Origin of the sequence: Halomonas sp. (assembly GCF_034520545.1) — a bacterium.
GTDB lineage: Bacteria > Pseudomonadota > Gammaproteobacteria > Pseudomonadales > Halomonadaceae > Halomonas.
In genome coordinates, this window is record NZ_JAXHNN010000009.1 from 243,039 (window position 1) to 256,584 (window position 13,546).

Here is a 13,546-nt window from a genome sequence, read left to right on the forward strand (position 1 = left end):
AATGGACTTCGCTTCATCACGACATAAAGGTGTTCTCGTTCCTTCTGGCCACCCTTTGACGTTTCACCACCGGAGCCTCCCTTGACTCGAAGACGCCTGATACTCGCGGCCGTGATCGCCCTACTGATTGTGGCCTACTTCCTCAGTGGGGCCCATGAGGTCCTGACCCTAGCCAATCTGCAGGCCGAGCAGGACCGCTTCCAGGCCTGGCTGGCCGCCGAACCGTTGACCGTCGCCGGGGGCTTCTTCCTCGCCTACGTGGCGATTACGGCGGTCTCCCTGCCTGGAGCCACCCTGTTGACGCTGCTTGGCGGGGCGCTGTTCGGCTTCGGCTGGGGACTGCTGCTGATCTCCTTTGCCAGCGCCCTCGGGGCCACGCTGGCCGCGCTGATCGCCCGCACTCTGGCACGCGCTCCACTGGAGCGGCGTTTTGCCAAGCAACTCGCCCGTATCAATGCCGGCATCGAGCGGGAAGGGGCCTTCTACCTCTTCACCTTGCGACTAATCCCGCTCTTTCCTTTCTTCGTCATCAACCTGGTGATGGGTCTGACGCGCATGCGGCTGTCGACTTTCTACTGGGTCAGTCAGGTCGGCATGCTGCCAGGCACGGCGGTCTATGTGAACGCGGGGCGCGAACTTGGTGATCTGGAATCGCTCTCCGGGGTCCTCTCCCCGGGATTGATCGGCTCCTTCGTGCTGGTCGGCCTCTTTCCTTGGTTGGCTCGTGCGCTGGTGGCCATCGGCAAGCGGCGACAGTTGGCCCGTCGTTTCGACCGCCCTCGCCATTTCGACCAGGACATCGTGGTGATCGGTGCAGGATCGGCCGGGTTGGTCGCCAGCTACATCGCCTCGGCGGTGAGGGCTCGGGTAGCCCTCGTGGAACGCCACCGCCTGGGGGGGGACTGCCTCAACACCGGCTGTGTCCCCTCCAAGGCACTGATCCGCGCCGCGCGAACCGCCAATGAGATCCGCGAGGCCCCGCGCTATGGTGTGAGCGCGGGGGAGCCCGAGGTGGACTTTGCCGCCGTGATGGGCCACGTCCATCATGCCATTGAAAAGGTTGAGCCTCACGACAGCCGCGAGCGCTACGAAGGGCTGGGGGTCGAGGTGATCGCCGGGGATGCGGTCCTCGAAGATCCTTGGCGAGTGCGCATCCGCGAGGCCTCGGGCGAGCGGGTGCTGACCACGCGCCATGTGATCATCGCCAGCGGCGCGCGGCCACGCATGCCGTCGTTGCCCGGCCTGGAGAATATCGAAGTACTGACTTCCGACAACCTCTGGCGACTCGAGACCCTACCCGAGCGCCTCGTGGTGCTGGGCGGCGGCCCCATCGGCTGCGAGCTGGGCCAGAGCTTCGCTAGGCTTGGCAGCCGGGTGGCGCTTGTGGAGATGGGCGCCCAGCTGCTGCCGCGCGAAGACCGGGATGTGGCCAGTGAGGTAGAGACCCGGCTGGGCGAGGAAGGCCTGGCGTTGCATCTTGCTACCAAGGCACTGCGCGTGGTCGCAGAGGAGGGCGGTGGCTATGCTTTGGAGATCGAGCGGAACGATGCCCAGGGAGAAGCGGTGCGCGAGCGGCTGCCCTTCACCCACCTGCTGGTGGCGGTGGGGCGTCAGGCCAACGTCGAGGGACTGGGCCTAGAGGCGCTGGGGGTCGAGACAAGTCCTGACGGAACCCTGGCCGTGAATGAATCCCTGCAGAGTGTATTGCCCAATGTCTGGGCCTGCGGTGACGTTGCGGGCCCTTATCAGCTGACTCATGCTGGCGCCCACCAGGCCTGGCATGCCACGGTGAATGCGCTGTTCGGCGAGCTCAAGCGGTTCCGGGTGAGCTATCGTGCCCTGCCGGCGGTCACCTTTACCGACCCCGAGGTCGCGCGAGTCGGGCTCAACGAGCGGGAAGCCCTCGAGGCGGGTACCGAGGTCGAGGTCACGCGCTATGCCTTGAGCGAGCTGGATCGCGCCATTGCCGAGGGCAGTACCCGTGGCTTCGTGAAGGTGCTGACCGTGCCCGGGCGTGACCGCATCCTCGGCGCCACCATCGTCGGCCAGGGGGCGGGGGAGATGCTCGCCGAGTTCACCCTGGCGATGACGCGCGGCATCGGGCTCAACAAGCTGCTGGGGACCATCCACCCCTATCCGACCCGCAGTGAGGCCGTCAAGGCCACGGCCGGGGTCTGGAAGAATGCCCACAAGCCAGAGCGTCTACTGAGCTGGCTGGCGCGTTACTTCGCCTGGCGGCGGGGTAACGAGGAGAGCGACGCGACAAGGAAATAACACGCTACATCGTGTGGATCGTTCGCCCTGAACGACGAAGGGGCAGCCCTCGGCTGCCCCTTCGTGATACCGGATTCACCTGCCGGCGTCCGGTACGGTCGACACGCGCGTTCAGTGCTCGTGGCCACCCTCGCCGTGCACGTGGCCGTGCTCGACTTCTTCCTCGCTAGCCTCGCGGACTTCGGCGATTTCCACGTCGAAGTTCAGCGGCTGACCGGCGAGCGGATGGTTGCCGTCGACAGTGACGGTATCGCCCTCGACCTGGGTCACGGTGACCATCAGCGGTCCACCTTCGGTCTGGGCCTGGAATTGCATGCCCGGCTCGACGTTCTCGACGCCCTGGAAGGCATCGCGCGGCACTTCCTGCACGAGCTGAGCCTGAACCTCGCCATAGCCCTCTTCCGGGGAAACCTTGGCCTGGAGCTTGTCGCCGGTGCCGCGACCTTCAAGCTGCTTCTCGAGGCCCGGAATGATGTTGCCGGCGCCGTGGAGGTAGGTCAGCGGCTCGCGGCCTTCCGAGCTGTCCAGCACCTCACCTTCGTCGTTGGTCAGGGTGTAATGGAACGCGACAACGGAGTTTTGCCCAATTTGCATTGATGAACCTTTCGGTGAGTGCATGTAGCCAGTAATGGTAACGCGGCAGTCAAGCGGCTGTCAGGGGCATGGAGGAAATTCAGGATGTGATGGCCGAGCCTGAGTCACATTCACGCATTGAGGGGCCTGCGACCGGGGACTTTCGTACAGTTGCGTGGCCTGACGGCCAGAGATACCCTTGCGTGATATCATCTTTCCGCGTCAATTCCATCGACCCCTCCATGGAGAGTGCCATGACCCTTTTCCTGATCTGGCTGATCGCCTTCGCCGTGCTACTGTTTCTCTTCGTCAAGCGCTGGGAGGCCTCTGTCAGCAGTATCCTCGACGCGCTGCTGCCCGCCGTGCTGCGTAGCGAGGATGATCGCTGGATATGGTGCCCGGCCCTGGCAGTGCTCGGTGCCACTTTCATCGTGCGCCCCGTCGACATGCTGGTCACCCTGATCGTGATTGGCCTGGTGGCACTGATCGGCACCAAGCTGGCCGGCTGGGCCAAGAACAAGGTCGACATGCACTGACAGCACTGAATGATCACGCACTTTAATTATCCTGATTACTCATGTTGATCAGCCACCATCCCGCCAGCCTGGTCTACATTGGGGTTATATCCAGTAGAGGAGGCGACGTCATGGCACGCAATCCGATCCAGTTTCAGGCCGGCCTGTCACTGCCGGCGTTTCTCGAGCAGTACGGCACGGAAGAACAGTGCCAGGCGGCTCTCTTCCAGCATCGCTGGCCCGAGGGGTTCGTGTGCCCCGACTGTGGCAACACCACGGGCTGCCGGCTGTCGCGGGGTCTCTACCAGTGTCATCGCTGCCATCATCAGACCTCGCTCACCGCCGGCACCATCTTCCATGCCACCCATCTGCCGCTCACCACCTGGTTCCTGGCCATGTATCTGCTGACTCAGCGCAAGAACGGCATCTCGGCCTTGCAGTTGTCCCGCGAGCTCGGGGTCAGCTACAACACCGCCTGGAAGCTCAAGCACAAGGTCCTGCAGGTCATGATGGAGCGTAACCAGGGCGAGACGCTGAGCGGACGCATCGAGATCGATGATGCCTACCTGGGCGGCGAGCGGCCGGGAAAGCGAGGACGCGGTGCCGAACACAAGTTCCCCTTCGTCGCCGCGGTGCAGACCGATGACGAGGGTCATCCTCAGCGTATTCAGCTACGTCGCGTCAGCGGTTTCACTCACGACGAGATACAGCGCTATGCCCAGTTGGCCATCGCGCCCGGCAGCCAAGTGTTCAGCGATGGCCTGGGTTGCTTCCGAGCCTTCGCGTCACCGGTCTACACCCACGAGCGCATCATTACCGGCAGTGGCCGGGCCAGCGTCCAGATCCCGGCGTTTCTCTGGGTCAACACTGTGCTGGGCAACGTCAAGAACGCCATTACCGGCACCTACCATGCGATCCGCGGGCAGCATGCGCCGCGCTACCTGGCCGAGTTCGAGTACCGCTTCAATCGGCGCTATGACCTCAAGGCCATGATTCCGCGCTTTCTCACGGTGGCGGCGAGAACCCCGCCGATGCCATATCGGTTCCTGAAGATAGCTGAGCCTTATGCGTAATCAGGTTAATTATTGAGGTGAACCGGTTATGTCTAACGTCATGACCGGGACGAGAAAGGCCCGCGGAATGTTCCGCGGGCCTTTCTCATTGATCGCCAATGTGGATGGCTGCTCGCTCCTTGTTCAGAACGAGGCCTGCCCCACCCTCAGTAAGGGGCCACGCTGACGTTTCTGCCACTGCCGATCAGGCGAACGCGCTGACCCACCTGGAAGTTCTGGTCCGCCTTCTGCACCACGACCACGTTCTGGCCATTGTCCTGGCGGATCTCTATTTCCCAGGCGGTGATGCGGTTGGTCGCTTCCTCGACCTTGGTGCCGGCCACGGCGCCGCCGATGGCGCCGGCCACAGTGGCCAGCTGACGTCCGCTGCCGCCACCCACCTGGTTACCGAGGATGCCGCCGATCACGGCACCGCCCCCGGAGCCAAGCAGGCCTCCGGCGCGGCTATCGGCCTGAATCTGCACTTGGCGCAGTGCGGTGATGGTGCCGAAGGTCACGGTCTGGGCCGACTTGGCCTGGTTACCGCTGTAGACGTTGCCCGAATAGGGGGCGGTGTTGGCACAGCCGGCCAGGGTCAGGATGCTGATGGCCAGAACGGGTAGAAGGCGTTTCATGCAGAATCTCCTTGATGTCCGTGACGAACACTCGGTCGGGGGATCTTTACAGGTCAATGGAAAGTGTTTTCTATCGATCCTATCCATTGCGAACCGGCTTGGCCAGTACGCTGGGTTCTCTGCTCATGAGTGTAGCGTCATAGGGCGAGTAACAATATGAAAAAAGGGAGGCCAATCGGCCTCCCCAAGGGGTCCAGTCGTTACCGCCAACAACCTTAGCCGAACTGGTTCATGGTGTTGTCCTTCCCGCCGGCCTTGAGTGCCGCTTCGCCGTGGAAGAACTCCTTGTGGTCATCGCCGATGTTGGAACCAGCCATGTCCTGGTGCTTGACGGTGGCGATACCCTCGCGGATCTCCTTGCGCTGCACGCCGGCCACATAGGCCAGCATTCCCTCATCACCGAAGTAACCCTTGGCCAGGTTGTCCGTGGACAGTGCCGCGGTATGGTAGGTCGGCAGGGTGATCAGGTGGTGGAAGATGCCGGCCTCGCGGGCGCCGTCGCGCTGGAAGTTGCGCGTCCACTCGTCGGCCAGCTGACCCAGTTCAGTGTCGTCGTACTCGGCATTCATGAGATCGGAGCGGTCGTAGGCAGAGACGTCCTTGCCTTCCTTCTCCCAGGCATCGAACACCTGTTGGCGGAAGTTCAGGGTCCAGTTGAAGGAGGGCGAGTTGTTGTAGACCAGCTTGGCATCCGGGCAGACTTCGCGAATGCGGTTGACCATGCCGGCGATCTGGCCGACGTGGGGTTTTTCGGTCTCGATCCACAGCAGGTCGGCACCGTTCTGGAGGCTGGTGATGCAGTCCAGCACCACGCGATCCTCACCGGTGCCAGGCTTGAACTCGTAGAGACCGGACGCCAGGCGCTTGGGCTTGACCAGCTTGCCGTTCTGCTTGATCACCACGTCGCCGTTGTTGATGTCTTCGGCCTTCTCGATCTTGTCGCCGTCCAAGTAGCTGTTGTACTGGTCGCCGAGGTCGCCCGGCTCGTTGGTCACGGCGATCTTCTGGGTCAGGCCGGCGCCCAGGGAGTCGGTGCGGGCGACGATCACGCCGTCCTCCACACCCAGCTCCAGGAAGGCGTAGCGCACGGCGTTGATCTTGGCGATGAAGTCCTCGTGAGGCACCGTGACCTTGCCGGCCTGGTGGCCGCACTGCTTTTCGTCGGAGACCTGGTTCTCGATCTGGATGCAGCAGGCGCCGGCCTCGATCATCTTCTTGGCCAACAGGTAGGTAGCTTCGGCGTTACCGAACCCGGCGTCGATATCGGCGATGATCGGCACGATATGCGTCTCGAAACTGTCGATCTTGGCCACCGCCTCGTCGGCTTTCGCCTGATCACCGGCCTTCTTGGCCTCGTCGAGGTCACGGAACAGATGGTTGAGTTCCCATGCATCGGCTTGACGCAGGAAGGTGTAGAGCTCCTCGATCAGGCCAGGCACGGTGGTCTTCTCGTGCATGGACTGGTCAGGCAGGGGGCCGAACTCGGAGCGCAGGGCGGCGACCATCCAGCCGGAGAGATAGAGGTAGGAGCGCTTGGTGGTGCCGAAGTGCTTCTTGATGGAGATCATCTTCTGCTGACCGATGAAGCCGTGCCAGCAACCCAGCGACTGGGTGTACTGGGCGGTATCGGCGTCGTAGGCCGCCATGTCCTCGCGCATGATCCCAGCGGTGTATCGAGCGATATCCAGACCGGTCTGAAAGCGGTTCTGAATGCGCATGCGGGCGGCATGCTCGGGGTTGATGTTGTCCCACTTGCCCTGCTGGGCTTCGCGCAGTTGAGCCAGAGCCTTGAGTTCGTCTTTGAATGTCGTCATGGGGCCATCCTTCGGGTCAGGAGTGGAATCGTGTGGACACGATGTCGAAAAATATCGGTGTCGTGGCTGCTGGAATCGCCTGCTGCACCACTCGGCAATATTTTATGCTGCATCTGCGAAATATCGTCAGGGTCGGCCAGATGTCCTGGATTGTCTCTAAGCCCTTAGTCGAACTCTGGAGGAGGTCGTGCCAGCTGGTGTCCCTGAACCTTCGTTCTGCTGGCAAACAACTGTTTTACTTTCACCTTGGATGCCACTATGGCCCGGTATGGTGGGCGTTAGCAATTGACCCTTGGGGGGAGAGGGCGTTGTAACTCGACTACAGAGAGGGTCGGGACGAGACTTTTCCTGTAGTAGGGTTTCTGTGAAAACGTCGTGAAACCAGACTCATCCGTCCAGGGCAAGATGCATATTGCGGTGCGGAATTCCGGCGTCGAGGAACTCGTCGCCATAGGCCACGAATCCCAGGGGCTCGTAGAAGGCTAGGGCGTGGGTCTGGGCGGCGAGCTCCACCCGGGCATGGCCGTCACGACGGGCGGCTTCGATGGCGGCACGCATCAGCGCCACGCCGATCCCCAGGCCACGGGCTTCGGCAAGCACGGCTACCCGACCGATATGGGCGTCGGGCAGTAGCCGGGCGGTGCCCAGGGGGATGCCGTCGTGCAGGGCCAGGAAGTGGCGACAGTCGGGGTCGCGGCCGTCCCACTCCTCCTCTTGCGGGACTTGCTGCTCCTCGATAAAGACCAGCCGGCGTATCTCGCCGGCGACCTCGCCCAGCTCGTCCCAACTGCCCTCACGCATTTCCAATCTGATGCCTGGCATTTGTTGACTCCTGAAACAATCCTGACACTCTTCCCTCTTCCCTCTTCCCTCTTCCCTCTTCCCTTCTTCAGCCGTGCGATCAGCGACGGCAGGGCGTGCGCGCTGTCGCTTGCCGGCTCGGCTGGATCTTCCCTTCCCTCACTCTTCGAATTCTCCGGCCCAGCCGAGGCTGCCGATATCGAGCAGGCGGGCGAGCAGTACGTCGGCGCCGGACAGCGCGAGCAGGCTCTCGTCCAGCGGGGTATCCGTGGCCAAGGCGCGGGCCAGCGGAAGAGCGCAGTTCAGCCCGTCGCCATCGGCGAAGAGGGTGGCGCGGTCGTCGTCCAGGGCCCGCCACGCGAAACGCGAACCGGGGCTGCGTATCAGCTCCTCGCCCTCCTGCAGGGCGGCGACAAGCTCCTCAACCTCGGTCGGGGTCTCGGTTGGGACTAGTTGGTCGACGTACTTGGGTTGGGTCATCACGCGGCCGAACCATTGGGCCAGCTGGGCCGGGTCGTCCAGGGTGTCCAGAATCAGGTGACGCATGCGTGCCAAGGCGGCGTCATCGAGTTCGGCGGGGTCTTCGGGGGGTGCCATGCCGGCATCGGCATAGCGCTTCGATGCCGGCAGCTGTTCACCGAGATAGTCGGCATAGGAGGTGATCGCCTCATCAGCGGAGGGAGCGCGGAAGCCAACGGAGAGCGTCAGGCAGTCGTCGGACTGGCTGATGCCATGGTGAGCCCAGGCGGGCGGCAGGTAGAGCATGTCGCCCGGCTCGAGAATCCAGTCGTCGCCCGCTTGCACTTCGAAGCGCTCGAGGATGCGCAGGTCGATGCCGTCGAGGATCGGAGCGTCGTCGGCGACCTTGCCGCCCAGCTGCCAGCGGCGCTGACCACTGCCCTGGAGCAGGAAGACATCGTATTGGTCGACATGGGGACCGACGCTGCCACCCGGCGGGGCATAGCTGATCATGATGTCGTCGAGCCGCCAGCGGGGCAGGAAGTTGAAGGCTTCGAGCAGTTCGGCCACCTCCGGCACGTAGTGGTCCACGGCCTGCACCAGCAAAGTCCAGTCGTGCTCGGGCAGTTCGGTGAATACGGCCTCGTCGAAGGGACCGTGGCGGACCTGCCAGGGACCGCCTGAGCCGTGTTGCTCCACCAGGCGGGCCTCGACCCCCTCCTCGCAGGCGAGCCCGGCCAGCTCGTCCGGGTCCAGTGGGCACTGAAAGTGAGGAAAGGCGCCGCGAATCAGCAGCGGCTTCTGCTGCCAGACGTCGCGCAGGAACTCGGTGGCGGACAGGCCGCCCAGCATGGGCAGCGGAGCATCGGAGCTCATAGGTTCCTCGCTTGTTCCTCGGCGTTGCCGATATAAGTTGCCGGGCTCAGCGCCTTCAGTTCTTTCTTTACTGCCTCAGGCAGCTCGAGGGTATCGATGAAGGCGGCAAAGCCGGTCTGGTCGATGCGCTTGCCGCGGGTCAGCTCCTTGAGCTTCTCGTAGGGCTTCTCGATGCCGTAGCGGCGCATCACCGTCTGAATCGGCTCGGCGAGCACCTCCCAACTGGCGTTGAGGTCCTCGGCGATACGCGCCGGGTTGGCTTCGAGCTTGCCAATGCCCTTGAGCGAGGCCTCATAGGCGATCAGACCGTAGGCCAGGCCGACACCCAGGTTGCGCAGCACCGTGGAGTCGGTGAGGTCGCGCTGCCAGCGCGAGATCGGCAGCTTCTGGGCCAGGTGACCGAGGATGGCGTTGGACAGCCCCAGGTTGCCCTCGGAGTTCTCGAAGTCGATGGGATTGACCTTGTGGGGCATGGTCGAGGAGCCGATCTCGCCCTCGATAGTCCTCTGCTTGAAGTAGCCCAGCGAGATATAGCCCCAGATGTCGCGATCGAAGTCGATGAGGATGGTGTTGAAGCGGCATACCGCGTCGAACAGTTCGGCGACGTAGTCGTGAGGCTCGATCTGAGTGGTATAGGGGTTGAAGGTCAGCCCCAGGCCTTCGACGAAATTACGGGCGTTGGCTTCCCAGTCCACCTCCGGGTAGGTGGCGAGATGCGCATTGTAGTTGCCCACCGCGCCGTTGATCTTTCCCAGTATCTCAACGCGCTCGATCTGGGCGAGCTGACGGCGCAGGCGATAGGCGACGTTGGCCATCTCCTTGCCCAGGGTGGTCGGGCTTGCCGTCTGGCCATGGGTACGGGAGAGCATCGCCTGGGCGGCATGCTCATGGGCAAGCCGGGCGATCTCGTCGGCCACCCGGTGCATCACCGGCAGCAGGCTCTTCAGGCCGTCGGTCAGCATCACCCCGTGGGAGAGGTTGTTGATGTCCTCGCTGGTGCAGGCGAAGTGCACGAACTCGGTCACAGCGTGCAGCTCCGGCTGGTCGGCGATCTTCTCCTTGATGAAGTACTCCACCGCCTTGACGTCGTGATTGGTGGTGCGTTCGATGGTCTTGATGCGTTCGGCGTCCTCCACGGAGAAGTTCTGCATCAGGGCCTCGAGGAAGGCGGCAGCCTCGGCGGAGAGCTTCGGTACCTCGATGATCTGCGGATGCTCGGCGAGACGCTGGAGCCAACGGATCTCGACGATGACTCGGGCGCGGATCAGGCCGAACTCGCTGAAGTGCTCGCGCAGGGGCTCGGCCTTGCTGGCATAGCGGCCATCGACCGGGGAGAGGGCGGTCAGGGCGGAGAAGGGCAGGGAAGCGGCTTGCATTATCGGGTTCCGGTCTATGGAGAAGGGAGATGGAAGGGGCTCAGCCCAACTGGTCCAGGGTCTTCTTCAGGTCACCGCGCTGGAAGACCAGTTTCCAGCGCCGGCCCCCCTGCTGGTGCCAGAGCAGAGCAAAACGTATGCCGGCGAGCAGGATCGCGCGTACGCGCTCGGGCATCATGCGACTCTGCAGCAGAGACGGGTCGCCCTGGACCACGATGCGGGTCTTGAGGGTCGATAGGGTTTCCTGATAGGCCTCGCCGAGGCTGGCAATGACGTTCTCATGAGTCTCGCCGAAGTGCTCGGCCTGGCCCTGGATACGGGCCAGGCGTGTGCCGAGATCATCCAGCATGGCATCGTTGCCGCGCAGCTTGTTCATCAGCATCAGCAGCGAGAAGCCGTAGCGCAGCACCACCGGGTTGGCCTGCTGTCGGCCGACAACGCCCTCGAGCACCTCGAGGCCGCGGCGCAGGTTGTTGGGATGGCCGCCGTAGATCGCCTCGAAGCTCTCGGGGTTGGTGTCCAGGGTGGCGCGAATCAGGGTTTCCCAGGCGCGCGACTCGACCTGGCCGGTGCGGGCGAGCTCATCGACCAGGCTGGCGGCCTGGAAGACCCCGGCGAGAGCCAGGGTCTGGCGGGCCGTCGGGGTGTCCGGGGCGCGGTGGATCGGGGTCGAGGCGGTCATGAAGCAGACTCCGTGGCGTTCCATGTCTCGCGGATCACCCCGCCGCCGAGGCATATCTCGTCGTCGTAGAGGACCAGCGACTGACCGGGGGTGACGGCGCGCTGAGGTTCATCGAAGCGGACCGCCACGCTGCCGTCGGCAATGACGCGCATCTCGCAGGGCACGTCGGCCTGACGGTAGCGGGTCTTGGCGGTATAGCGCCCCGCGTCGGCCGGTGGCGTGCCGGCCACCCAGTCCATGGCCTCGGTGGCCAGCGAATCGGTATAGAGCAGCGGGTGATGCTTGCCCTGCACGGCCACGAGCACATTGCGCTCGAGGACCTTGTCGGCGACGTACCAGGGGGCGTCGGGATGGTCGGCGAGCCCGCCGATGCCAAGCCCCTGACGCTGGCCGAGGGTGTAGTACATCAGCCCCATGTGCTCGCCGATCACCTCGCCTTCAGGGGTCTCGATCACGCCGGGCTGGGCGGGAAGGTACTGCTTGAGGAAGTCGCGGAAGCGGCGTTCACCTATAAAGCAGATCCCCGTCGAGTCCTTCTTGCGTGCAGTCACCAGGTCGTGGCGCTCGGCGATGGCGCGCACCTCGGGCTTTTCCAGTTCGCCCACCGGAAAGAGGGTGCGGGCGATGGCGGCCTCGGGCACGGCATGCAGGAAGTAGCTCTGGTCCTTGTTGGGATCGAGCCCCTTGAGCAATCTTGGGCGGACCTCTTCGCTGATGCCTTGGCGGACCAGCCCTTCACGGACATAGTGGCCGGTGGCGATCTTCTCGGCACCCAGCATCTCGGCGTACTCCAGGAACACCTTGAACTTGATCTCGCGGTTGCAGAGGATGTCCGGGTTCGGCGTGCGCCCCGCCTGGTATTCGGCGAGAAAGTGTTCGAAGACGTTGTCCCAGTACTCGGCGGCGAAATTGGCGGTGTGCAACCGGATCCCGAGCTTTTCGCACACGGCCTCGGCATCGGCCAGGTCGGCCTTGGCGGTGCAGTACTCGGTGCCGTCGTCTTCGTCCCAGTTCTTCATGAACAGGCCCTCGACGTCGTAGCCCTGCTCCAGCAGCAGAAGGGCGGACACGGAGGAGTCGACGCCGCCGGACATGCCGACGATCACCTTGCCTAGGGTGGCGGTCATGGGCGCTCTCGAATCGGGTGTGGCTTAAATTGGCGGGGATTATACCTGATCCGAGCCCCTGGCGCCGAGGGCTAGGCTGGATTACCGGTTGGGATTATCTGTTGGGGTCAGACCCTTAAATGGACTTAGACGTGGGTATGTCTAAGTCCATTTAAGGGTCTGACCCCGGTGGCCGAGCCCGGTGGCCGTAGGCGCTTACCGCTCGTGAATCACATCCATGGGGTAGAAGCGGCTTGCCAGGGCGTCGCGGACACGCCTCAGCACCAGTGGGCTGCGCAGGCGGTCTTCCCGGTCAAGCGCCTCAAGCTCCTCCAGGGTCAGCCAGTGCACGGCGAGAATGGCCGGGTCCAGCTCATTGCCCAGATGGGCCAGCGCCATGCCGAAGAAGCCGTGGCTGTGGAAGGTCAGGCCATCCGGGGTGTGGTAGACATACATGCCCAGGTAGTCGGTGATGCCGACCTGCCAGGCGGTCTCCTCGCGGAGCTCACGCAGTGCGGCCTCGCGGATGCGTTCGTTGGGCTCCAGGTGGCCGGCGGGCTGGTTGAAGAGGGTTTCGGCACTGTCGCGGTCTTCCTCGACCGTCAGGAAGCGCCCGGCCCGTTCCACCACGGTGGCCACACTGATATAGGGCTGCCAGCGGCTCATCGTCGGCCTCCTGTTTTGTCTCGGGCCCGGCGAGCGCCTATCGGCGGTCTGCGCGGGGCGTGAAGGGTCTCCCGTCGCCACTGTCCGGGGGCCAGGCCATCCAGGCGCCAGGGGCCGATGGCCACCCGCACCAGCCTCAGGGTGGGATGACCGACATGGGCGGTCATCCGGCGGACCTGTCGATTGCGGCCCTCGGTGATGGTCAGCTCCAGCCAGCTGGTACGCGGGTGGCGTCTCGTGTCCAGGGGCGGGTCACGCTCGGGCAGGCCGCTCGACGTCAGGCGCCGTACCTTGGCGGGTCGTGTCCTGCCTTCCTTGAGAGCGACGCCGTCGCGCAGAGCCTGCAGGGCGGCGTCACTGGGCTCACCCTCTACCTGGACCCGGTAGGTCTTGGGCTGTTTGTGGCGGGGGTCGCTGATGCGATGGATCAGTTCGCCGTCGTCACTGAGCAGCAGCAGCCCCTCGGAGTCATGGTCCAGCCGACCCGCCGGGTAGATGCCGGGCACGTCGATGACGTCGGCCAGGGTCGCGCGGCGCTCCCCGTCTGCGGCCTTTCGGTCGGTGAACTGGGAGAGCATGCGATAGGGCTTGTGCAGCAGGTAAAGGTTCATCGTATCCTTCCACTATACCGAGTACCTGACGCCAATCAACGCCCGAGGCCATAACGCAACGACTCCCCTCCGCCAAGAGGCGGACGGGAGCCGGAAGGGCCGCCCG

At 63.9% G+C, this 13,546-nt stretch carries 13 protein-coding genes; 3 read left to right on the plus strand and 10 right to left on the minus strand.

Features of this window, described 5'->3' with window-relative positions:
• Positions 1 to 81 precede the first annotated feature (81 nt).
• Positions 82 to 2,274 carry an FAD-dependent oxidoreductase gene (locus tag U5L98_RS06150; protein ID WP_322557458.1) on the plus strand — a complete coding sequence of 731 codons (2,193 nt, stop codon included), beginning with the start codon at positions 82 to 84 and terminating at the stop codon, positions 2,272 to 2,274.
• 111 nt (positions 2,275 to 2,385) lie between these two features.
• On the opposite strand, the gene U5L98_RS06155 is transcribed toward U5L98_RS06150, so the two are convergent.
• Entirely contained in the window at positions 2,386 to 2,868 is a 483-nt protein-coding gene (locus tag U5L98_RS06155; protein ID WP_322557459.1) for a peptidylprolyl isomerase, read from the minus strand.
• 233 nt (positions 2,869 to 3,101) lie between these two features.
• Between U5L98_RS06155 and U5L98_RS06160 the strand changes: the two genes are divergently transcribed.
• Together U5L98_RS06160 and U5L98_RS06165 are read left to right on the plus strand one after the other, a co-directional pair.
• Complete coding sequence (locus U5L98_RS06160) at positions 3,102 to 3,383, plus strand: hypothetical protein (RefSeq protein ID WP_322557460.1); 282 nt, start codon at positions 3,102 to 3,104, stop codon at positions 3,381 to 3,383.
• A gap of 110 nt (positions 3,384 to 3,493) precedes the next feature.
• A complete protein-coding gene (locus U5L98_RS06165; protein WP_322557461.1) occupies positions 3,494 to 4,435 on the plus strand; it encodes an IS1595 family transposase in 942 nt (313 codons plus the stop codon).
• Between the two features lie 146 nt (positions 4,436 to 4,581).
• Here the strand turns inward: U5L98_RS06165 and U5L98_RS06170 are convergent, their stop codons facing one another.
• From U5L98_RS06170 to U5L98_RS06210, 9 genes are all read right to left on the minus strand, one after another.
• The gene (locus U5L98_RS06170) at positions 4,582 to 5,049 is read right to left on the minus strand and encodes a glycine zipper 2TM domain-containing protein (RefSeq protein WP_322557462.1); all 468 of its coding nucleotides are present in this window, start codon (positions 5,047 to 5,049) and stop codon (positions 4,582 to 4,584) included.
• A 215-nt stretch (positions 5,050 to 5,264) separates the two neighbouring features.
• A complete protein-coding gene (locus U5L98_RS06175) occupies positions 5,265 to 6,863 on the minus strand; it encodes an isocitrate lyase (protein ID WP_322557463.1) in 1,599 nt (532 codons plus the stop codon).
• 387 nt (positions 6,864 to 7,250) lie between these two features.
• Positions 7,251 to 7,685: a GNAT family N-acetyltransferase gene (locus U5L98_RS06180; RefSeq protein WP_322557464.1), complete on the minus strand. Its 435-nt coding sequence runs from the start codon at positions 7,683 to 7,685 to the stop codon at positions 7,251 to 7,253.
• A 138-nt stretch (positions 7,686 to 7,823) separates the two neighbouring features.
• Positions 7,824 to 8,999 carry a cupin domain-containing protein gene (locus tag U5L98_RS06185; RefSeq protein WP_322557465.1) on the minus strand — a complete coding sequence of 392 codons (1,176 nt, stop codon included), beginning with the start codon at positions 8,997 to 8,999 and terminating at the stop codon, positions 7,824 to 7,826.
• A complete protein-coding gene (gene purB, locus U5L98_RS06190; protein ID WP_322557876.1) occupies positions 8,996 to 10,360 on the minus strand; it encodes an adenylosuccinate lyase in 1,365 nt (454 codons plus the stop codon). Before purB ends, U5L98_RS06185 begins: the two co-directional genes overlap by 4 nt.
• A 55-nt stretch (positions 10,361 to 10,415) precedes the next feature.
• A complete protein-coding gene (gene hflD, locus U5L98_RS06195) occupies positions 10,416 to 11,057 on the minus strand; it encodes a high frequency lysogenization protein HflD (RefSeq protein ID WP_322557466.1) in 642 nt (213 codons plus the stop codon).
• On the minus strand, positions 11,054 to 12,184 hold the full coding sequence (gene mnmA / locus U5L98_RS06200; RefSeq protein ID WP_322557467.1) for a tRNA 2-thiouridine(34) synthase MnmA: 1,131 nt from the start codon (positions 12,182 to 12,184) through the stop codon (positions 11,054 to 11,056). Before mnmA ends, hflD begins: the two co-directional genes overlap by 4 nt.
• Before the next feature lie 195 nt (positions 12,185 to 12,379).
• Positions 12,380 to 12,829, minus strand: coding sequence for an NUDIX hydrolase (locus tag U5L98_RS06205; RefSeq protein ID WP_322557468.1), 450 nt, complete (start codon positions 12,827 to 12,829; stop codon positions 12,380 to 12,382).
• The gene (locus tag U5L98_RS06210) at positions 12,826 to 13,440 is read right to left on the minus strand and encodes a pseudouridine synthase (protein WP_322557469.1); all 615 of its coding nucleotides are present in this window, start codon (positions 13,438 to 13,440) and stop codon (positions 12,826 to 12,828) included. The genes U5L98_RS06205 and U5L98_RS06210 overlap by 4 nt, the downstream gene beginning before the upstream one ends.
• Positions 13,441 to 13,546: the final 106 nt, after the last annotated feature.